This window comes from Rhodococcus sp. P-2 (assembly GCF_016598535.1).
GTDB classification, from domain to species: Bacteria; Actinomycetota; Actinomycetes; order Mycobacteriales; family Mycobacteriaceae; genus Rhodococcus_F; species Rhodococcus_F baikonurensis.
Map to the genome: position 1 here is coordinate 6,247,369 of NZ_CP066779.1, position 19,765 is coordinate 6,267,133.

Below are 19,765 nucleotides of genomic sequence, written 5' to 3' on the forward strand. Positions count from 1 at the left end.
ATGCGCTGGCTCATCGACAATTTCTCGACGGTCGTGGATTACTCGAAGACCCATCTGTATCTGGCGCTGCTCCCCTTGCTGATCGGTCTCCTGATTGCCGTTCCGGTCGGTACAGCGATCCGCAACGTCAGGTGGCTGCGCCGAATCACGTTGACCCTGGCGAGCATCGCGTTCACGATTCCGTCGCTCGCGCTGTTCGTCACGATTCCTCAGTTGTTCGGCCTCAAGACCCTTGATCCGCTCAACGTGGTGATCGCACTCAGCGTGTATGCGACGGCACTGCTCATCCGGGCTGTGCCCGAAGCACTCGACTCGGTGCCGGACAACGTCATCGACGCCTCCACCGCCGTCGGATTCACGCCACTACGACGCGCCCTGACGGTCGAGTTGCCGTTGGCGCTGCCGGTCATGATCGCGAACATCAGAGTTATTGCCGTTACCAATATTTCGCTGGTGTCGGTCGGATCACTGATCGGAATCGGCGGGCTGGGAGTTCTGTTCAAACAGGGTTACGACCGCGACTACCCGGACCAGATCGTTGCCGGCATCATCGCGATCGTCGTGCTGGCACTGGCGCTCGATCTGATCCTGTATCTGATCGGCCGATTCCTGACCCCGTGGACCAGGACCTCGACCTCGACCTCTTCGAAGGTTCCCGCCGTCCTGTCAGCCGAGGGGGAACCCGTATGAGCATCTTCACCGGAGCCTGGGACTTCATCGTCGATCCCGGAAATTGGAGCGGCGACACCGGAATCGGCACACGCATTCTCCAGCACCTGTGGTACAGCGTTCTGGCCGTGGCACTTTCGGCCGTGATCGCGGTGCCCATCGGATTGCTCATCGGCCATCTACGCCGCGGTGAGATCGTGGTCGTCAGTCTGGTCAACGCACTGCGGTCGTTGCCCACACTCGGCCTGCTGACGTTCCTCGTTCTTCTCATGGGACTCGGGGTGATGCCGCCGATTCTCGCGCTCGTGATCCTCGGCATTCCCCCACTCCTCGCCGGCACGTACGCCGGAATCGCCAGCGTCGACCGTGGCGTCGTCGAGGCCGCGCGGGCGATGGGTATGACCGAACTCCAAGTACTCTTCCGCGTCGAGATACCCAATGCGCTGCCATTGATTCTCGGCGGACTCCGCAACGCCACACTGCAGGTGATTGCCACAGCGACGGTCGCTGCCTACGTCAACCTCGGCGGTCTCGGCCGGTACATCTTCGACGGTCTCGCTCTCTACAAGTACGACCGAGTTGTCGTCGGCGCAATCCTGGTCGCGGTGGTGGCTCTCGTCGTGGACGGCCTACTGGCACTGGTGGTCTGGGCATCGGTTCCCGGCACCGGCAGGCTGCGTCGAACACCCGACCTCGCTCGTCTGTAGCGCGAGAATCCCACGAAAAAGCCCCGATCGGAACCTTGTGTGCGGGTTCCGATCGGGGCTTTCGTAGTCCCTCTTAGCTGGTCACGCCCTCAGCATGCGCTGCGGCCGCGACGGCTTCCGCTACTGCGGGTGCCACGCGAGGGTCGAGTGGGCTGGGGACGATTTTGTCCGCTGCCAACTCGTCGCCGACCACCGACAGGATTGCCTCGGCGGCAGCGAGCTTCATACCTTCGGTGATGCGACGGGCGCCGGCGTCGAGCGCGCCCTTGAACACACCGGGGAAGGCGAGAACGTTGTTGATCTGGTTCGGGAAATCACTGCGACCCGTAGCCACGATCGCCGCATACTTCGACGCGGTCTCGGGGTGAATCTCCGGATCCGGGTTGGAGAGCGCGAACACGATCGACTCGGGAGCCATCGAAGCGATGAGCTCCTCCGGGATCTTGCCCGCCGAGACACCCAGGAACACGTCAGCACCTTCGAGTGCCTCGATGGCACCACCGTGCAGGTCGCGGGGATTGGTGCGGGCTGCGAGTTCTGCCTTCACGTCGTTGAGGTCGCTGCGCTCACCCGAGATGATGCCCTTCGAGTCCAGCACGATGACGTCGCTGATTCCGGCGGCGAGCAGGATGTTCGCGCAGGCAACACCCGCAGCGCCGGCGCCGGAGATGACGACCTTGAGTGTGGTGATGTCGCGGCTCTGGACCTTGACAGCGCCCTTGAGGGCAGCGAGGACCACGATGGCGGTTCCGTGCTGATCGTCGTGCATGACGGGGCAGTCGAGGGCTTCGATGACGCGCTTCTCGATCTCGAAGCAGCGCGGTGCCGAGATGTCCTCGAGGTTGACCGCGCCGAAGCTCGGGCGCAGACGGATGAGCGTCTCGACGATCTCGTCGGGATCCTTGGTGTCGAGAACCAGCGGAATGGAGTTCAGTCCGGCGAAGTTCTTGAACAGTGCCGACTTGCCCTCCATGACGGGCAGCGATGCGCGCGGGCCGATGTCGCCGAGCCCGAGAACCGCGGTGCCGTCGCTGACCACCACGACGAGTCGGTTGGTCCACGTGTATCGATCGGCGAGGGTTTCGTCTGCAGCGATGGCGCGGCTCACCTGAGCAACACCCGGCGTGTAGGCGATCGAGAGGGCCCGCTGCGTATCGAGCGGTGCTGTGGTCTCGACCGAGAGCTTGCCACCGACGTGAGCGGCAAAGATTTCTTCGTCGGTCAACTCGACCTTGGGTACGTTGATGGCTTCAGTCACGAGGGACACGATGACACTCCTGATTAGTCCAGCCTCAAGCGGGGCTGGGTTACTGGGAAGTAATCCTTCGGACCGCTGCGAAACCACGTTCACAACGGTCAGAGATCATTTCTTCCGCGAACGACTACTGAGAAGAAGAGCATTCGGCGTGCGCGAGAAAGTGGGCCGCAATACATCCGAAGCGTCATGGTGTGGGGCGGGTGAGCCCTGGCGTATCCATGCAATCTAGGTTTCGGGAGAAATTCTGACGAAACCTGCACTTCGGGGCCGGGCTGTGGCGCCGCCTCGAAGTAACTCCAGTTTGCCACCAGAGTCGGATCACAATCAAATCCTCCAAGCGGTCGGATTCCTCACCACACTCAAACCTGAGCCGTCATCCCCACGGTGTCATCCCCACCCAGTCATCCCCACCACTGCGTCACCAACAACAGCCCCGCCACCACGAGCACGACCACCGATCCGGCAACCGCCGCGATACCCCGCCTGCGGTCGCACCAGATCTGCGCGGCCAAAGCAACCACCGAGGCCGCAATGTGCGCGGCGATCGACGTTGTTCCCGGTCCCGGGAATCCGCGGTTGCCGCCCAGATAAGCCGAACCGATGATCACGAGTGTCAAGACCACGATTCCGGCCGCCACGGTGCCACTCAGGGCGCGTAGAGCGCGGACCAGCAGCCATTGCCGTTTGTCGGCGGGATAGTCGTAGTCGTCTTCGTACTGATAATCCTGATAATCCTGGTACTGGTAGTCGTCCTCGTACCTGTCGTTCCGGCCGTACCTGTCGTCGTATGTCATCTCTTACGCTCCCGCGACGAATCCGCGGACTGATTCCGCAATGAGTTGAACCGCGATGGCGGCGAGCAATAGACCGGCGATGCGTGCCAGCAGACTGATGCCACCCTCGCCCAGTATCCGGATCAGTGCCGTCGAGAAGCGCAGGACCACGAACAGCACGAGGTGGATGGACAAAATCGCCAACGCGATCGCCAGATACGACGCCGCTTCACCGTCGGCCTGGGCGACAAAGACGATGACGGCCGCAATCGCACCGGGACCAGCCATCATCGGCGTGCCCAAAGGAACGAGTGCGACGTTGACGTCGTCGGCTCCCTGCGGACGGTTCGAGGCCTTTCCGGTCAGCAGTTCGAGTGCGATGAGAAGGAGGAGTAGTCCGCCGGCGCCCTGCAATGCCGGAATACCGATGTGGAGGTAGTTGAGGATCGCCTGACCGCCGATGGCGAAGACCGAGATGACCGCAAGGGAGACGGCGGGGGCCTGCCATGCCGCTCGATTGCGATCTTCACGGCTTTTGCGGCCGACCAGTGACAGGAACACCGGGATGACTCCGGGCGGGTCCATGATCACGAACAGCGTGATGAACACGGTGAGGTAGAGCGTGGTGTCGAGCATCAGCGCCCAAGTACCTCCACGCCGGTGGCAGCCGAGACGAGTTTGTCGAACTCCGCCTCGTCCGTGAGCTCGTCGCCGAGTCCGATCGTCTTGTTCTCCCCGTGGTAGTCCGAGGATCCGGTGACTGCCAGACCGAGGTCGACGGCCAGGCGGCGCAGGACGTCGCGATCGTCGCTGCGATGGTCCGGGTGATCGACTTCGAGACCCCCGAGACCCAGCTCGGCCAGATCACGGATGTGGTCGAGCGCAAGCAATCCGCCGCGCGAACGCGCCCGTCCATGCGCAAGGACGGTCACTCCCCCGGCTGCTGCCACCAGTTCGACGGCGTACTCGAGCGGAGTGTCGTACTTGGGAACGTCGTATCGCCCGCGACTGGACAACAGGTCGGAGAAGGCCTCGCTGATGCTCGACACCACTCCCGCTCGCATCAAGGCCGCTGCGACGTGCGGGCGTCCGACAGACGGACCGGCGTCGGCCAGGATCTGATCGGGATCGACGGGCAGACCGTCACGAGCCATCATCGTCGTCATCACCCGGATACGTTCGACGCGTTCGGCGCGCAGTCGCTCACGTTCTTTTGCGAATTCGGGGTGCGTCGGATCGAAGAGGTATGCCAGCAGATGAACGGCCACCGGCCAACCACGTTCACCTCGCCCCTCACACGACATCTCCATCCCGCGAACGAGGCTGACCCCGCTCGGCAAGGCCTGCGCCGCCTCGGCCCAGCCCGAAGTCGTGTCGTGATCGGTGATGGCGACGACGTCGAGTCCGGCGTCGGCTGCGGCGCGCATGAGGGCAGCCGGGGTATCGGTGCCGTCCGATGCGTTGGAGTGGGTGTGAAGGTCTATTCGCACTGTTCCAGTGTGTCAGCAATCGGCAACTTCATCGCGCTCCGGTAGGCGAGCCGGAAGCTGACGTACGATTACGCCGCAGCGGCAGCGCAATTCGATCAGGTGTCGCTGTAGTGCCGTTACTGCATCACAGGTTCACTGCACTACAGACCGAGAAGGAGCGAGCGTGCCAACCATGCCGTCACTGCCGAATTGGTCGAACGGCAAATCGACGCAAGCGGGTGCACCCAAGATCCCCGTCCCGGCAGCCCGCGCGATCGTCGACTGCGCGGTCTACGTGGACGGCGTGCGGTTGCCGGGCAAGTACACGCATCGCGCCGCGTTGGCCGAGGTCCGTAGTCGCGACAACGCATTCGTCTGGGTGGGCATGCATGCACCCGACGAAGGCCAGATGCAAGATGTCGCAGCAACTTTCGGACTCCACGAGCTGATGGTCGAGGATGCCGTCCATGCACACGAGCGCCCGAAACTCGAACGCTACGACGACGTCATGTTCCTGGTGCTGCGCACGGTCGTCTACGTACCGCACGAGTCCGTGGCGACGGCGAGCGAGATCGTCGAAACCGGCGAGATCATGGTGTTCGTCGGTCCCGACTTCGTAGTGACCGTCCGGCACGGGGATCACTCCGAACTGGCAAGCGTGCGCAAGTCGCTCGAACAGAATGCCGAGCGTCTCTCCATGGGACCGTTCGCGGTGTTGCACGCGATCACCGACCACGTCGTCGACAGCTATCTCTCCGTCATTCAGCTGGTCGAACAGGACGTCGACAGCATGGAGGAGTTGGTGTTCAACCCGCGGAACACCGTTGCCGTCGAGCATATCTACCTACTCAAACGTGAAATCGTCGAACTACGACGCTCGGTCACTCCTCTCGGATTGCCACTGCTCCAGCTCACTCAGCCCGCGGGCGGCCTCGTCCCGAAGGAGATCCGGCGATACTTCCGTGACGTACGAGATCACCACACGATCGTGGCCGAACGAATCTCGGAATACGACGAGGTGTTGAGTTCTCTGGTCGATGCCGCACTCGCGAAGATCGCGGTGCAGCAGAACACCGACATGCGCAAGATCTCGGCGTGGGTCGCTATCGCCGCCGTGCCAACCGGCGTTGCCGGTATCTACGGAATGAACTTCGAGAACATGCCGGAACTCGGTTACAAGTACGGCTATCAGTCCATCCTGTTCCTCATCGCGTCGGTGTGTGTCGGCTTGTTCTTTCTCTTCCGCCGCAACAACTGGCTGTGAATCGCTCACCCTGACTCCCTGTACTTGCCACCGTCGCAGGCGGACAATGGATATGGGTACGCATTTTCATTCCGTTCCCGAAATCCATTTTGCGACAAGCAAATTCAGATCCAAAGAGAAGTGGAGGAGCAACCATGCCTACAGTCGAGCAATCCGTAGAGATCGCGTTGCCACCCAAGGACGTCTGGGAGTACATCGCCGTCGCCGAGAACTGGCCCAACTGGGAGAATTCGATGGTCGAGTGCACACAGATCACCGACGGCCCGATGGGCGTGGGAAGCCGTTGGCACGGTGTCTCGAGAATCCTGGGCAAGCGTCTCGAGTGGACATCCGAATTCACCGAGTACGACCCACCGAGATCGTCGAAATCGACGTCCGTCGAAAGTCCGGTCAGCTTCTCCCAGACCACGACCTGCGAAGAAGTCGGTGACGGGACTCGGGTCACCTACCGACTCGACAGCGAAAGCGGACTTGGAGGCGTATTCGGCAAGATGGCCGACCCGATCGTCACGAAAGCATTTTCACGGACGGTTCGGGTGAGTCTCGAGAACCTGGCAGACATACTCGTGCACGCCGAATGATCTGACCGACAAAACGCCAGGGCAACCGGAACCACAGAGGCCGCCGGAACCCTAGAGCGAGGCGGCGGAACGGTGCGGATCGCGAATGTCGATCCCCGCCTCGGTCCACGCTTCCCGCAGTGCCTCCGCGCCGCGCAGGCGCACCCAGGCGGCTTCGGTACCGGTCAGGGGGACCACGCCGAGGAAGCGAACCGGATCGAACGGCTCCGGCAGCGTCAGGTCGGCGATCCCGCTCTCACCGAGAAGCACCGCCGTGAACGCGGTGTCCTTCCACAGCGGCTCGCCCAGGTCCAGCAGTGCGTCTTCGAGCAGCACGACCCCTTCGACGGACGGCGCCGCAGCCAGCACCGCGAGCGTCCTGGCCACACCTGACGCAACACCCGTGCCACCGCGCAGGGTGAGCACCAACTCGGCGCGAGGACCGCGTGTGGGGTCTGCGACCAGCTCGTTGGGGTCGCCCATCGGATGACGTGAGCACCCCAGCGTGGCGTAGCGAACCAGGCCGTCGGGTGACTCGAAACGCAGTACGTCCAGCGGTTCGACCCCGAGGAACGTCACTGAGGCCGCGGTGGGGTCCGGCCCCTCGATACTGCTGACGAGGTGGGCCCGGACGGAAGATACGACGCTGTCTGACACTCGTCCATCTAAACACCGTGCCCGCGAGGTTCGCAGCGCAGATACCTCGCGGTGGCGGTAGCGTCGTCGAAATGGTCTCCGTTCTCGCTGTCAGCGACGAGACCGTCGAATTCCTGTGGAGCAGTCAGGTTCGTTCACTCGAAGTCGACGTGATCCTCGGCGCAGGCGATCTGCCGTTTGCGTATCTGGAGTACCTGTCCGATCAACTGAATGCGCCCTGCGTGTTCGTTCCCGGGAACCACGACGTCGATCTGTCCGGATATTCGAACAAGAGATCGGGTTGGATGCGGGCCGGGATGCCGGCGCAGTGGCCCGGGCCGACCGGCGCGGTCAACGCCGACGGACGCATCGTTACCGTCGCCGGTCTGCGGATCGCCGGCCTCGGCGGTTCCATCCGATACAACACGGGCCCCAATCAGTGGACCGAGCGCCGGCAGAGCCGACGCGCCCGCTCGCTCACCTGGCGAAATGCCTGGCAATCGCGACTTCCCGGCGGTCGGGCGGGAGTCGATGTGCTGCTCACACACAGCCCTGCCCGCGGTGTCGGCGACGCCGAGGATCGGCCACATCGTGGGTTCGAATGCTTCACCTCCTTGATCCGCACCCTCGATCCGACAGTCATGATCCACGGACACATCCACCCGCACGGGCGAACACCTCTCGATCTGGAGGTAGGCCGGACTATCGTGCTCAATACCGTCGGCTTCACGCTGATGGAGATTTCTCCAGGTACTCCGCCGACGATCGTGAGGCGCCGACATGGCTCGTGACACCGGATTTCCCACAGCCGACGCGGAAAACGATTTCGCTCGTCAGCGTCGACGTGCCGACGTTGCACGTCTGGTCAGTTGGCTACGACGCGAACCGGACGACGTCAACGCGATTCTGCCGTTCGACGAAGTTGTCGCAGCGCTCGGCAAGGTCGGCGAGAAGTCTCTGGGTCTGCAGGTCGTCACCATCGAATCGATAGTCGGAAGTGTCGACCGCACAGGTGATTTCGACAGGTACTTCCGTCCGACGTCCACTCACTCGCGCGCTCGTTGGGAGCGACTTGCGGTGGCGCAACGACGCGGCGAATCGGTGCCACCTGTTCAGTTGTATCGCGTCGGCTCCATGCACTTCGTGATCGACGGGCACCACCGAGTGTCCATTGCATGTGCGATGCACCAGAAGACTATCGACGCGTACGTCACCGAGATCATCACTCGTATCTCGCCGGAAGGCATCACTCAGCGCGCCGATCTGCTCATCAAGGACCATCGCCGACTCTTCCTCACCCGCGTTCCGCTGCAGGGTTCACAACGCGAAGCCGTCCAGGTCACCGACCCGTGGGAGTACGCCGAACTCAGTGAGTGTGTGGAGGCGTGGGGTTTTCGGCTCATGCAGGAGAAGGGCGAGTTCCTCGGCCGAGACACGGTCGCCCGACGCTGGTTCGGCGAGGAGTTTCTCCCCGTCGTGCGGATGCTGCGGGGCGCCGACATGTTGCCCGAGCACACCGACGCCGAGGCGTACTTGTGGATCGCCCGGGAGCGGTACCGACTGGTGCGGCGTCACATGTGGAATGACGAGATCGTGGCCGAACTGCGCGATCGGGCACCACGAAAGCACAAGCCCGCTACGTAGCGACAGCGAACCGCACTTCGCGGTTCACGATATTCGGGTGCATGAACTTCAGCAACGAACGCGCTTCTTTCTCGATGGCCGTGAGCGCGGTCTTCGCTTGCTGCGCAAACAGAGTCGCGCCCAACTCGACCGTCTCATTGTCCGGCGTCACTGTCGCGAATCCCACCACCTTTCCGCGCACCAGGATGGCGGGCTTGATGATGCCGTTGACGGTGAAGACACGAGTTCGGTACTGCTCGTCCATGATTCGCGAGCGGTCGGCGTGCGAGAGCAGGATGTTGTCGAACGGAGCAAGGATTCTGACCGGCGGTGTTCCGGAGGTCGGTCGTGGCGCGTCCGGTAGATCGAATACCTCGGTCCCATTCTCGTTGACAAAGGTGATCAAGCCGGGGCGTAGCCTCTCGAAGACCTCGGCGAGTCTCGTAAGCCCTGACCACGCTTGCGCATCTTTCGCACTCGCGGGCCCGAACGCAGCCAGATAGCGCAGCACCAACGCGTCGGGATCGGGAGATGAACTCACTTCTGTGCCAAGCCAATTCTCCAAGGTTGTCAGTGCCGGTGCTCCGGATCGTCCCCACAGACCTCGCGGTGGGACCTGGACCATCGGCAGAAGCCCTCGAACGCCGTGCGCCAGGCCCTCGGCCGCGTGGCCGGGAAAGCGCTCTGCCAGTATCGGTCTCATCTGCATCTGGGTGAGCGGCCCGTCCGCTACCAGTTCGCGTCCCGCCTGCGCCAGCGCCTCGAGATCCAAACCGGTGAGCGCCGCACGCTGAGTGCTGTTGGTGTGGAGATCGCGTTCCATGATCGTCTGCACCGTGGCCCGGAAGGGACCCGCATCGGCGGCCGAGAGAGCAAAGACCGTGCCTCGCATGGCAACCAGCCGCACCACCTGGCGATTCTCGACAAGGGTGGAGAGGTCTTCTGCCGCAAAGTTCTTCAGCCGCGCCCACAGTGCCAGGTAGGGCGGATTCGGCGCCTGAGCCTGCAGTCCTGCCAGGTGCTCGATCGCATCCAACGCGCTTACCTCGGCGCGTCGAAGCAGGAACTGCCTCGCCAGAGTCGCCAGGTTGAGCTCGCGATCGGTGATCAGTGCAGCCATCGACAACTCCTCAACGATCACGGTCGGTGGCAGCGGCGATCTGGAACGGTATCTCGACTCGCGCGAGAGTTCCGGACTCTTCACCCGGTCCGACCGAGAACGACCCACCCGCGGCAACCACACGCAGTTCGTGCGAGAGCAGTCCGATGTGACCGGCGGCTCGTCGTTCGGCAATCCGATCAGCGCTGATCCCCCGGCCGTCGTCCGAAACCACGAGCACCGCACGGTGGTCCAGCCGTGCAAGCTCGATCCGAACATTGTGCGCGCCGGCATGTTTGACGACGTTGCCCAGAAGCTCTCGAGCGGCGCCGAACAGGACGTCGTCCGCGGACGTGCGTAGATCGTCTTTCCAGCCTGAAGTGTCGACGTCGACCACTACTCCGCCGCGTCCCTGTGCCGAGCGCGCGAGGTCCCCGATCGCGCGGGCAAGGCCCACGTGAACGAGAACTGTGGGATGCAGTTCCGAGACGGACGATCTCAGCAGCGTTGTCGCTTCACCGAGCGCTTTCCCCGCTCGCGCCAACGCGACGGGCTCCGCACTGCCTGCCAATTCGTCGAGATCCATCCGCGCCGCGAGAACGTACTGGAGCGCCCCGTCGTGCAATTGCTCGGACAGTTCTGTGCGCTCACGCTGCTCCAACCCCATGAGCTCGGCCAGAAGGCTCGTGCGATGCCCGACGAGGTGCCCGATGGTCAACACACGCGATCGTTGGATCCGGGTCAGTCCGATTGCGCCCGCACCCACCCCGACCAAGGCCATGGTGCTCAACAGGATCGACGGCCACGGCTCGGAATTCGAAGTCATCGTTGCCCAACTTGAAACGAAGAACACACCGATCGTGCAGGCAACGACGCCGACACACACGTCCGTCCGAAGCTGAGTACACGCCAGGACCGGTATGACGAAGAGCCCGTTGCTCAAGATGTCGGCGGTCCAACTCTGCTCGGCTGCGAGACCAGTCAGCAATGTCAGAGTTGCGAGAACGGCGAGGTCGACGAACAATCCGAGCCAGATCATGGTCACCGGGCCGGTGCCGCCCTTGCGGATCCACAGCGCCACGGCTGCCGACCAGAGCGCATACGCGCCCAGAATCGCGAAACACCATCCCGCATCGTTCATCGGCGGGACGAAGATCAGTGTCAGGGCGATGAACAGCACCAGAGCGCCGCGCACCGTCAGCTGCAGGTACGCACCGCGGTAGGCGTGTTCGCGCAGTATCCGTTCGAGGTCCGGGCCGCCGGGCAGGTGCTCGGTTCGTACCGAGGATCCGTTCATCTGTCCTCCTGTGCCGCCCATCCCAGTTCCCTGTGAATGAGCTTCGCACACGAGATTTCACAATCAACCCGCAATACCGTGAATGGCACAGCATTCACCGAACCTCGACACCACGCAGGAGTGCTCATGATCTCGACCCGAGCAAGCAAGCGCCGCATCGCCACTCGATTTGCCGTCGCCGGCGCCCTGGCAGCGGCGCCGATCGCCGTGGTGGCCGGGACAGCACAAGCTGCCCCGGCCTCCACCCATCACGAACAGTTCGGCCGGTTGATCCCCCTGCCCGAGCCGGCCGACGTCACACCCGGCCCCGAACAGGTACCGCTCCCCTGGGGCACGACGTATTCGGTCACCTTGCCCGGGTAGAGGTTCACAGCAGCAGATTGGCTCCCGTACCGCCGTCGAACACCGCGATCTTGGCGGGATCGAACCACAGATCGATCGACCTGCCCTGAGCCACCGTGGACTCGGACGAGAGCCTGGCGACCAGCTGGCCGCCACCAGCGACGGCGGTTCCCGAATCGGCGGCGAGTTCCTCGAGTTCACGAGAATTGACGGCGGGGCCGCCGGCGAGGAAATACGCGTACTTGTCGGAACCCATCGATTCCAGCACGTCGACGTCGACGGTGAACGTCCCGCCGTGCGGCTGCTGCGCTGCATCGACCAGCGCCACGTCCTCGAAATGCTCCGGCCTGATTCCGACCACGACGTCCTTCCCCGAGCCGCTGCCCGCGATCTTCGACTGCGCCGCCGCGGGCAGTCGAACTTCGCCGATCGGCGTGCTGACTCCGTCGGCCGTCAACTGTCCGGGGAAGAAGTTCATGGACGGGGATCCGATGAATCCCGCCACGAACAGATTGTTGGGACGATCGTAAAGCTCCTGCGGCGCACCGATCTGTTGCACGATTCCGCCGCGAAGCACGACCACCCGGTCGCCGAGTGTCATCGCCTCGGTCTGGTCATGGGTCACGTAGATCGTTGTCGTGCCGAGCCGCTGCTGCAGGCGGGCTATCTCCGTCCTCATCTGCACGCGCAGTTTGGCGTCCAGGTTCGAGAGCGGCTCGTCCATGAGAAACGCCTTGGGGCTGCGCACGATGGCGCGTCCCATCGCGACACGCTGACGCTGACCACCCGACAGGTTCGCCGGTTTGCGATCGAGATGCTGGGTGAGGTCGAGCACCCGCGCCGCGTCGTCGACCTTGGCGTTGATCTCGTCCTTGGACATCTTCGCCAATGTCAAAGGGAACGCGATGTTCTGGCGCACCGTCATATGCGGATACAGCGCATACGACTGGAACACCATCGCGATGTCGCGGTCCTTGGGGGCGCGTTCGTTGACGCGTTCACCAGCAATCCTCAGCTCGCCGGTCGAAATGTCTTCGAGCCCGGCAATCATGTTGAGCGTCGTGGATTTTCCACAACCGGACGGGCCCACGAGAATGATGAATTCTCCGTCGGCGATGGTGATGTCGACATCACTGACCGCCTTGGCTCCGTCCGGGTACAGCTTGGTCACCTTGTCCAGCACGATCTCGGCCACAGGTTTATCCCTTCACTGCGCCGGAAGTAAGCCCGGCCACGATACGACGTTGGAAGAACAGAACAAAGATGATGATCGGAATGGTGATGACCATGGCGGCCGCGGCGATCGACCCGGTGGGCTCCTCGAATTGTGAAGCGCCGGTGAAGTTCGCGATGGCAGCAGGGGCGGTGATGGAGCGTTCGGTCGACGTCAACGAGATCGCGAACAACAGATCGTTCCAGCAGAAGATGAAAACCAAGATGCCCGCAGTGACGATGCCGGGCGCGGCAAGTGGAGCCACCACCTTCCGGAACGCTTGACCCGGCGTCGCGCCGTCCATCTGCGCCGCCTTCTCGAGTTCCCACGGAATCTCCTTGAAGAACGCCGAGAGCGTGTAGATCGCCAACGGCAACGCAAAGGTGATGTACGGCAGGATGAGCCCGGCCCAGGTGTCGAAGAGTCCGAGTCGTCGTTCGATGTCGAAGAGCGGGCTCACCAACGAAATCTGCGGGAACATCGCGATCAACAGGGCGACACCCACCAACAGTTTCTTGCCCGGAAAATCCAAGCGCGCAATGGCGTACGCCGCCATCGTCCCGATCACCACGGCGATGACCGTCGAGATGAGTCCGATGCCGATGGAGTTGATCAGGGCACTGGTGAAGGCGCTGGTGTCGAAGATTCCTCGGTAGTTGTCCAGCGTCCACTTCTCCGGAATGAACTTGCCGTCCTTGATGGTTCCGGCAGGCTTGAAGGACAGGCTGGCAATCCACAGGACGGGAACCAACGCGTACAACAAGACCAGAAGGTTGACGACGGACCAGCTGATCTTGAGTCTGGGAGTCACGGTCATGTCAGCGTCCTTCCGTGTCGGATCCGGGAGCCGAGGCACCGAAGAGTTTGATGAAGACGAAGGCGATCAACGCCACACACACGAAGATCAGCACACTGATCGCCGATCCGATGCCCAGGTTGAATGCCTTGAACAGGTTGTCGTACCCCAGGATCGACACCGATCCGGTGTCGTTCGCTCCCTTCGTCAGCACGTAGATGTTGTCGAAGATGCGGAACGCGTCGAGTGTGCGGAACAGCAGTGCTACGAGGATGGCGGGTTTCATCAACGGAAGGATGATGCGTACCAAACGAGTCCACGCGCCGGCACCGTCCACCTGTGCCGCCTTGAGGAGGTCGTCCGGAACCAACGCCAAACCGGCGAGCAGGAGCAGCGCCATGAACGGCGTCGTCTTCCACACCTCGGCAAGGACGATGATCGCGAGCGACGGGATCTGGTCGGTGAGCGGCGCACTGCCGTCGGGCAGGAGATTGGCGAGGTAGCCGGTGCCCGGCGTCCACGCGTAGTACCAGCTGTAGGCCGCGGCGACGGTGACGATGCCGTACGGGATGAGCACAACGGTGCGGACGAGGCCTTTACCCACGATCGTTCTGTGCATCACCAGCGCGATGGTCAGTCCGAGAACGAACTCGATGACGACCGAGACAACCGTGATGGACGTCGTCACCGCGAACGCTTGCCACCAGTATCCGTCGGTCAGCACCGACACGTAGTTGTCGAACCAGACGAACTTTCGTTGATCCGGGAAGCGTAGGTCGTAGCGCTGCAAACTAAGCCAGACGGCGTAGACCACCGGATATGCGGTCACCGCGATCATGAGAATCGCGGCCGGGGCCACCAGCCACAGGCCGAGTCGACGCTCGGCGGCCTTTCCGTCCGACATCTTCGACTTGGCGGAGTGCTTCGGCTCCGGCGAAGGCGTCGCAACTGTTGGTGCAGCTCCCGAATTTTCGCTGTCGATCGTCACGGAATCAGCCCCTCGGAATTGACTGCCTTACGTACCTGCTCGGCAAGATCGTTCACGGTCGATTCCGGATCGATGTTTCCCACAGGGTTCAGCGTGGCAGTGATGAGCGTCGAAATACTCTGATAGGCAGGAGAAACGGGGCGGACCGAGGCGGTGTCCAGGCTGTCGCGAACCTCACGCCACGCCGGGTACGCCTCCTGGAACGCCGGGTCGTCGTAGAGGCTCTCGAGTGTCGGCGGGACACCACCGGCGACTGCATTGTTGCGCTGATTCTCCTCGTTACGCAGGCAGGTGAGTGCCTCGAAAGCGAGATCCGGATGCTGACTGGTCTTTGCCACCGCGACGTTGAAGCCACCGATCGTGACTTCCGCCGGTTTGCCCTCGATGACCGAAGGATAAGGAGCGGCAAGGAAATTCCGTTCACCGTTTACCGTGAGAACCGTATTTCCGGTGTTCTGGCTGGTGACGTTTCCCTTGTCGTCGATGTAGGGAAGATCGCCCTTCTCGGCGTTCTCCAGGATGCCCGGCAGCACGAACGGCCAGTTGACTTGGAAGGCAGATTTGCCGCTCTCCATACCCAGGCGTGACGACGCTTCGTCCCCCTGCGAGATCGAGGGGTCCGCACCCTTCGCGGTAGCCACACGCTTCATGACGGTCAGCGCCTGCTGGGCAGCATCACCGTCGGCGACTGTCACCGTGGTTCCGTCCGGCCCGACCACCGAACCGCCCGCACTGGCGAGAAGGGTGTTGAACCAGACCATCAGTCCTTCGTACTGCTTGCCCTGCACACCGATCCAGCTGGGGCGCCCCTCCGCGGCCAGTCCTTCGGAGATGTCGATCATCTGATCCCAGGTTTGGGGTGGTTGCCCGTCCGGCATCAAATCCTTGCGATACCAGAGCAATTGGGTGTTGGTGTTCAATGGCGCCGCGTAGAGCTGGTCCTGCCACTTCGCCGACTCCAGCGGCCCCTCGAGAGTCCCGTTGCTCACCTCGGCCGCCACGTCGTCAGGAAGCGGCAATGCCCAACCGGCTTCGGCGAATTCGGCGGTCCACACCACGTCGAGCGTCATCAGGTCGAGTGACTTGTCGGTGCCGGTCAGCCGCCGCGCCAACTGAAGCCGCTGATCGTCGGCACCCTTGGGCAGAGTTTTCTGCTCGACCCGGTACGCGCCGTTCGACGCCGCCGAACAGTTGGCGGCGGCCTCTGCATACTGCTCGGCGCCGTCCGCGGCGGTGTAAAAGGACAGCACCACCCCGTCCTCGTTGTCCGATCCACACGCAGTGAGCAAGGGCGCCAACAACAATGTCGCCGCGCCGAGCAGCCCCACCCGCAATTTCTTCTTCTGCCCCGCCCGCAATCTCTTGTTCTGCACAGCCGTCCTCCTCGGGCGGCGAGACGGCGCAGTCGTTACGGCTGGCCGACACACCACACATCGGCACTTCTGCCGGAGAAGGGACCTATTTCCTTGTCCGGCAAACGGTCACGGGGAAGTGAGTGTCACCTCGCCCGCGTGTACACAAAGTAACCGAGATCACACGAATTGGCAGCCCGAGCAAGAATGTCAGATGGCGAGCTTGGCAAGTAGGTCGCGCGCCGACTCCGCCGTCTTGGGCTCACACAGAACGTCGTATCGTCCGGCGACCAACTGCATCGTCGAGGCGAAGTCCCGCTGCCCACGCGTCGCGGCATACGGAATGGTCGTCGAGATGACGCCGAAGATGATGCCGCCCACGATGCCCGCGATCAACGGCGCGAGGAACCCACCGGTGACGATCCCGAGCACCAGACCGAAGAAGACGCCGAGCCAGGCGCCGGACACGATGCCGCCGCCGATCACCTTGGCCCACGTCAACCGACCGAGAACTCGCTCGACCTGCATCAGGTTCACGCCGACGATCGTGACGTCCTGAACCGGGAATTCCTGGTCGGAGAGGTAGTCGACTGCGCGCTGCGCCTCGGCGTAGGTGGGGTACGACCCGATGGGCCATCCCGAAGGCGGTGTCGGCAACGCTCCACGGCGCGACCCATTCGACGATTGACCGAGCGGATTGGACATGGCTGGCTGCGCTCCTCTTTTCGGGCACGTCATCCACGCGGACGACGCAAGTACATCTACCCCTATTGTGCCCTTTACAGACCTGATTCGTTCGGCTATGCGAGCGTCAGGCGTGTTCGGGTGGGGTGAATTCCGACGTACGCGTCATCCCCGCAGCACGCCCCTTGGCCGAAATCACCAGCGCCATTTTGCGACTCGCCTCGTCGATCATCTCGTCGCCGAGCATGACGGCGCCCCGTCCTCCCCCGGCGGCCGAGGTGTGGAATGCGTACGCGTCCAAGATGAGTTCCGCACGGTCGTAATCGGATTGGCGCGGACTGAACACCTCGTTGGCTGCCTCGATCTGCGTGGGATGCAGAACCCACTTGCCGTCGAAACCGAGCGCTGCCGTTCGCGCCGCCGAACGAGTGAAAGCGTCGACGTCACGGATCTGCAGGTACGGGCCGTCGATCGCCTGGACGCCATGCGCACGCGCGGCCATCAAGATGGTCATCAGAATGTGGTGATACGCGTCACCGCGGTCGTAGCCGTCCGGTTGCTCGCCGACGACCAGAGTTCGCATGTTCAGGCTCGCCATGAAATCCGCCGGGCCGAACACGAGCGCCTCGACGCGGGGGCTCGCGGTGGCGATCGCGTCGATGTTGGTCAATCCGATCGCGTTCTCGATCTGCGGTTCGATTCCGATCTTGCCGACCTCGAGACCGTTGGCCTTCTCGACCTGCGTCAACAACAAATCGAGCGCCTGGACGTGGCTCGCGTCGGGCACCTTGGGCAGCAAGATGGCGTCCAGATGCGCTCCGGCGCGGCCGACCACCTCCACGACGTCGGCATACGTCCATTCGGTGGTCCAGTCGTTGACCCGGACGACCTTGACCTGTTTGCCCCACCCGTCCTCGGCCAACGCGTCGCCGATCGACTCCCTGGCCGCTTGCTTCGCCAACGGCGCCACCGCATCTTCGAGGTCGAGAAAGATCTCGTCGGCGGGCAATCCCTTCGCCTTGTCGATCATCTTCCGACTGCTGCCGGGAACTGCCAATACCGATCGACGGGAACGGTTGCGTGAAGTCATTGCGGACTGCCCTTCTCGATTTTCGGTGGCGCCGTTGCAGATTTTGACGCTGGACGAATTAGCCTTGCAATCATGGCAGCAGCAGGCAAGGTATTTGCAGCCAGGCTTGCCGGCCTGGTTGTACTCGGCCCGGACGGCGAATCGATCGGTCGTGTGCGCGACGTCGTCATCACGGTCCGTATCGGACGCCAGCAACCCCGCGTTCTCGGTCTGGTGATCGAAATGTTCACGCGCAAACGTATTTTCGTTCCGATGCTCCGCGTGACGGCCATCGAACCGAGTGCGGTCACCCTCACCACGGGCAACGTCAGTCTGCGGCGTTTCAACCAGCGCCCGGGCGAAGTGCTCGCTCTGGCGCAGGTACTCGATTCGCATGTGCGCGTGGACGACCCGGAACTCGAGGAGCTTCACGGCGTCGACACGATTGTGGTCGACCTCGGGATCGAATCGACTCGAACCCGCGACTGGGTCGTCTCGAAGGTCGCGGTTCGCGGCCATCGTGGACGCCTCGGTCGACGCGCGGCGATTCACATCGTCGACTGGCAGCACGTCGCGGGCCTCACGCAGAGCGATCTCTCACTCCCCGGTCAGGGCGTCGCTCACCTCCTTCTGCAGTACGAAGGCATGCGACCCGCCGATGTCGCCAACGCCATGCGCGAACTGCCGGAGAAGCGCCGTCACGAACTGGCCGTGGCCCTCGACGACGAACGCCTTGCCGACGTCGTCCAGGAACTGCCGGCGGACGACCAGACCGATCTGCTGATGCACTTGGAAGTCGAACGTGCCGCCGATCTACTCGAGGCCATGGATCCCGACGACGCCGCCGACCTGTTGGGCGAGCTGCCCGAGACCGAAGCCGAATCACTGCTGCAGTTGATGGACCCTCAGGATTCCGAACCTGTTCGACGCCTGCTCGAGCACTCCCCGGACACTGCCGGTGGTCTGATGACGCCCGAACCGGTAGTACTGACGGCCTCGACGACCGTCGCCGAGGCCCTTGCCCGCGCCCGCAACTACGACGTGACCCCGGCGCTGTCGAGCATGGTCTTCGTCGTACGTCCGCCGACCGCGACTCCGACCGGGCGGTATCTCGGATGCGTCCACTTGCAGAAGCTTCTCCGCGAGCCTCCCGCGAGCCTGGTCGGCGGAATACTCGACACCGATATGCCCAGGTTGGCTCCGGATGACTCGTTGGCGTCGGTCACCCGATATTTCGCTACCTACAACTTGGTGTGCGGGCCGGTCGTGGACGACGAGAATCACCTGATCGGGGCCGTCACGGTCGACGACGTGCTCGATCACCTCCTGCCGGAAGACTGGCGCGAGGATTACTCCGACGACGAGGAACTACTCCGATGAGCGAACGGGCGTCGAGCACGACCGCACGGCAACGACTGGAAACGCCTCGCGGAAGCCGCCGGTTCAATCTCGATTTCGACGTCGAAGCTGTCGGACGCGTCAGTGAACGCATCGCCCGCTTCCTCGGTACCGGGCGTTATCTCGCGATCCAGACGATCATCGTGATCGTCTGGATCCTGATCAACGTGTTCGCGGTGGCTCTGCAGTGGGACCCGTACCCGTTCATTCTTCTGAACCTGGCCTTCTCCACCCAGGCCGCCTACGCGGCGCCGCTGATCCTGCTGGCACAGAACCGTCAGGAGAATCGCGACCGGGTCTCGCTCGAGGAGGACCGCTCGCGCGCCGAGCAAACCAAGGCGGATACCGAATTCCTCGCCCGTGAACTCGCAGCTCTGCGTATTGCCGTCGGCGAGGTCGCCACCCGCGACTACCTGCGGCGCGAGCTCGAAGAGATCAAGTCGATCCTTGCTGCCGACGGCGAACCGACCCCGAAGAAGAAGCACCGTGACTCGAATACTGCGAAACAAAGTCACAACTAGCTGAGCGTTCGCTGAGTTTTGCTGCACGCACCGTGACCGATATGTAA

22 protein-coding genes are annotated in these 19,765 nt (G+C 62.9%); 9 read left to right on the top strand and 13 right to left on the bottom strand.

The window, feature by feature from the left end:
- Both I7X09_RS28930 and I7X09_RS28935 read left to right on the top strand, forming a co-directional pair.
- Positions 1-690, top strand: coding sequence for an ABC transporter permease (locus I7X09_RS28930; protein WP_200314890.1), 690 nt, complete (start codon positions 1-3; stop codon positions 688-690).
- Entirely contained in the window at positions 687-1,376 is a 690-nt protein-coding gene (locus tag I7X09_RS28935; protein WP_095972891.1) for an ABC transporter permease, read from the top strand. Before I7X09_RS28930 ends, I7X09_RS28935 begins: the two co-directional genes overlap by 4 nt.
- 73 nt (positions 1,377-1,449) lie before the next feature.
- On the opposite strand, the gene I7X09_RS28940 is transcribed toward I7X09_RS28935, so the two are convergent.
- The 4 genes from I7X09_RS28940 to I7X09_RS28955 all read right to left on the bottom strand — a co-directional run bounded on the left by I7X09_RS28940 (position 1,450) and on the right by I7X09_RS28955 (position 4,897).
- A complete protein-coding gene (locus tag I7X09_RS28940) occupies positions 1,450-2,643 on the bottom strand; it encodes an NAD(P)-dependent malic enzyme (RefSeq protein WP_003945072.1) in 1,194 nt (397 codons plus the stop codon).
- Positions 2,644-3,035: 392 nt separating this feature from the next.
- Positions 3,036-3,428 (bottom strand): hypothetical protein, encoded by a 393-nt coding sequence (locus tag I7X09_RS28945; protein WP_200314892.1) that lies wholly within the window; start codon positions 3,426-3,428, stop codon positions 3,036-3,038.
- Positions 3,429-3,431: 3 nt separating this feature from the next.
- Entirely contained in the window at positions 3,432-4,046 is a 615-nt protein-coding gene (locus I7X09_RS28950) for a MarC family protein (protein WP_164490628.1), read from the bottom strand.
- The gene (locus tag I7X09_RS28955; RefSeq protein WP_095972893.1) at positions 4,043-4,897 is read right to left on the bottom strand and encodes a PHP domain-containing protein; all 855 of its coding nucleotides are present in this window, start codon (positions 4,895-4,897) and stop codon (positions 4,043-4,045) included. Before I7X09_RS28955 ends, I7X09_RS28950 begins: the two co-directional genes overlap by 4 nt.
- Before the next feature lie 172 nt (positions 4,898-5,069).
- On the opposite strand from I7X09_RS28955, the gene I7X09_RS28960 reads away from it, so the two are divergent.
- Together I7X09_RS28960 and I7X09_RS28965 are read left to right on the top strand one after the other, a co-directional pair.
- The gene (locus I7X09_RS28960) at positions 5,070-6,140 is read left to right on the top strand and encodes a magnesium and cobalt transport protein CorA (protein ID WP_095972894.1); all 1,071 of its coding nucleotides are present in this window, start codon (positions 5,070-5,072) and stop codon (positions 6,138-6,140) included.
- Between the two features lie 134 nt (positions 6,141-6,274).
- Positions 6,275-6,721, top strand: coding sequence for an SRPBCC family protein (locus I7X09_RS28965; RefSeq protein ID WP_054187353.1), 447 nt, complete (start codon positions 6,275-6,277; stop codon positions 6,719-6,721).
- 51 nt (positions 6,722-6,772) lie between these two features.
- On the opposite strand, the gene I7X09_RS28970 is transcribed toward I7X09_RS28965, so the two are convergent.
- Positions 6,773-7,357 carry a suppressor of fused domain protein gene (locus I7X09_RS28970; protein WP_095972896.1) on the bottom strand — a complete coding sequence of 195 codons (585 nt, stop codon included), beginning with the start codon at positions 7,355-7,357 and terminating at the stop codon, positions 6,773-6,775.
- Between the two features lie 71 nt (positions 7,358-7,428).
- On the opposite strand from I7X09_RS28970, the gene I7X09_RS28975 reads away from it, so the two are divergent.
- Positions 7,429-8,127, top strand: coding sequence for a metallophosphoesterase family protein (locus I7X09_RS28975; RefSeq protein WP_095972897.1), 699 nt, complete (start codon positions 7,429-7,431; stop codon positions 8,125-8,127).
- On the top strand, positions 8,117-8,980 hold the full coding sequence (locus I7X09_RS28980; RefSeq protein ID WP_003945080.1) for a hypothetical protein: 864 nt from the start codon (positions 8,117-8,119) through the stop codon (positions 8,978-8,980). Before I7X09_RS28975 ends, I7X09_RS28980 begins: the two co-directional genes overlap by 11 nt.
- Here the strand turns inward: I7X09_RS28980 and I7X09_RS28985 are convergent.
- The gene (locus I7X09_RS28985) at positions 8,973-10,079 is read right to left on the bottom strand and encodes a winged helix DNA-binding domain-containing protein (protein ID WP_200314895.1); all 1,107 of its coding nucleotides are present in this window, start codon (positions 10,077-10,079) and stop codon (positions 8,973-8,975) included. The genes I7X09_RS28980 and I7X09_RS28985 overlap by 8 nt on opposite strands.
- A 10-nt stretch (positions 10,080-10,089) precedes the next feature.
- Complete coding sequence (locus I7X09_RS28990) at positions 10,090-11,355, bottom strand: sensor histidine kinase (protein ID WP_200314897.1); 1,266 nt, start codon at positions 11,353-11,355, stop codon at positions 10,090-10,092.
- 126 nt (positions 11,356-11,481) lie between these two features.
- Here I7X09_RS28990 and I7X09_RS28995 point away from each other — a divergent pair, with 126 nt between their 5' ends.
- Entirely contained in the window at positions 11,482-11,718 is a 237-nt protein-coding gene (locus I7X09_RS28995) for a hypothetical protein (protein ID WP_206029912.1), read from the top strand.
- Positions 11,719-11,722: 4 nt separating this feature from the next.
- Here the strand turns inward: I7X09_RS28995 and I7X09_RS29000 are convergent, their stop codons facing one another.
- The 6 genes from I7X09_RS29000 to I7X09_RS29025 form a co-directional block, all read right to left on the bottom strand.
- Complete coding sequence (locus I7X09_RS29000) at positions 11,723-12,892, bottom strand: ABC transporter ATP-binding protein (protein WP_124569915.1); 1,170 nt, start codon at positions 12,890-12,892, stop codon at positions 11,723-11,725.
- A gap of 4 nt (positions 12,893-12,896) precedes the next feature.
- The gene (locus I7X09_RS29005; protein WP_019749348.1) at positions 12,897-13,727 is read right to left on the bottom strand and encodes a carbohydrate ABC transporter permease; all 831 of its coding nucleotides are present in this window, start codon (positions 13,725-13,727) and stop codon (positions 12,897-12,899) included.
- A gap of 1 nt (position 13,728) precedes the next feature.
- Positions 13,729-14,610, bottom strand: a complete 882-nt coding sequence (locus I7X09_RS29010; protein ID WP_172436712.1) for a carbohydrate ABC transporter permease — start codon at positions 14,608-14,610, stop codon at positions 13,729-13,731.
- Between the two features lie 80 nt (positions 14,611-14,690).
- Positions 14,691-16,028, bottom strand: coding sequence for an ABC transporter substrate-binding protein (locus I7X09_RS29015; RefSeq protein WP_200318143.1), 1,338 nt, complete (start codon positions 16,026-16,028; stop codon positions 14,691-14,693).
- Positions 16,029-16,256: 228 nt separating this feature from the next.
- Positions 16,257-16,751 carry a general stress protein gene (locus I7X09_RS29020; protein WP_003945065.1) on the bottom strand — a complete coding sequence of 165 codons (495 nt, stop codon included), beginning with the start codon at positions 16,749-16,751 and terminating at the stop codon, positions 16,257-16,259.
- A 106-nt stretch (positions 16,752-16,857) separates the two neighbouring features.
- Positions 16,858-17,820, bottom strand: coding sequence for an HpcH/HpaI aldolase/citrate lyase family protein (locus I7X09_RS29025; RefSeq protein WP_095972901.1), 963 nt, complete (start codon positions 17,818-17,820; stop codon positions 16,858-16,860).
- Between the two features lie 72 nt (positions 17,821-17,892).
- Between I7X09_RS29025 and I7X09_RS29030 the strand changes: the two genes are divergently transcribed.
- Positions 17,893-19,179, top strand: a complete 1,287-nt coding sequence (locus I7X09_RS29030; RefSeq protein ID WP_019749352.1) for a magnesium transporter MgtE N-terminal domain-containing protein — start codon at positions 17,893-17,895, stop codon at positions 19,177-19,179.
- The gene (locus I7X09_RS29035; RefSeq protein ID WP_003945067.1) at positions 19,176-19,718 is read left to right on the top strand and encodes a DUF1003 domain-containing protein; all 543 of its coding nucleotides are present in this window, start codon (positions 19,176-19,178) and stop codon (positions 19,716-19,718) included. The genes I7X09_RS29030 and I7X09_RS29035 overlap by 4 nt, the downstream gene beginning before the upstream one ends.
- Positions 19,719-19,765 lie beyond the last annotated feature (47 nt).

Coding starts and splice junctions, on each gene's coding strand:
- I7X09_RS28930 (WP_200314890.1), top strand. CDS start 1: ATGCGCTGGCTCATCGACAATTTCTCGACGGTCGTGGATTACTCGAAG.
- I7X09_RS28935 (WP_095972891.1), top strand. CDS start 687: ATGAGCATCTTCACCGGAGCCTGGGACTTCATCGTCGATCCCGGAAAT.
- I7X09_RS28945 (WP_200314892.1), bottom strand. CDS start 3,428: ATGACATACGACGACAGGTACGGCCGGAACGACAGGTACGAGGACGAC.
- I7X09_RS28960 (WP_095972894.1), top strand. CDS start 5,070: ATGCCGTCACTGCCGAATTGGTCGAACGGCAAATCGACGCAAGCGGGT.
- I7X09_RS28965 (WP_054187353.1), top strand. CDS start 6,275: ATGCCTACAGTCGAGCAATCCGTAGAGATCGCGTTGCCACCCAAGGAC.
- I7X09_RS28975 (WP_095972897.1), top strand. CDS start 7,429: ATGGTCTCCGTTCTCGCTGTCAGCGACGAGACCGTCGAATTCCTGTGG.
- I7X09_RS28980 (WP_003945080.1), top strand. CDS start 8,117: ATGGCTCGTGACACCGGATTTCCCACAGCCGACGCGGAAAACGATTTC.
- I7X09_RS28985 (WP_200314895.1), bottom strand. CDS start 10,079: ATGGCTGCACTGATCACCGATCGCGAGCTCAACCTGGCGACTCTGGCG.
- I7X09_RS28990 (WP_200314897.1), bottom strand. CDS start 11,355: ATGAACGGATCCTCGGTACGAACCGAGCACCTGCCCGGCGGCCCGGAC.
- I7X09_RS28995 (WP_206029912.1), top strand. CDS start 11,482: ATGATCTCGACCCGAGCAAGCAAGCGCCGCATCGCCACTCGATTTGCC.
- I7X09_RS29005 (WP_019749348.1), bottom strand. CDS start 13,727: ATGACCGTGACTCCCAGACTCAAGATCAGCTGGTCCGTCGTCAACCTT.
- I7X09_RS29010 (WP_172436712.1), bottom strand. CDS start 14,610: ATGTCGGACGGAAAGGCCGCCGAGCGTCGACTCGGCCTGTGGCTGGTG.
- I7X09_RS29020 (WP_003945065.1), bottom strand. CDS start 16,751: ATGTCCAATCCGCTCGGTCAATCGTCGAATGGGTCGCGCCGTGGAGCG.
- I7X09_RS29025 (WP_095972901.1), bottom strand. CDS start 17,820: ATGACTTCACGCAACCGTTCCCGTCGATCGGTATTGGCAGTTCCCGGC.
- I7X09_RS29030 (WP_019749352.1), top strand. CDS start 17,893: ATGGCAGCAGCAGGCAAGGTATTTGCAGCCAGGCTTGCCGGCCTGGTT.
- I7X09_RS29035 (WP_003945067.1), top strand. CDS start 19,176: ATGAGCGAACGGGCGTCGAGCACGACCGCACGGCAACGACTGGAAACG.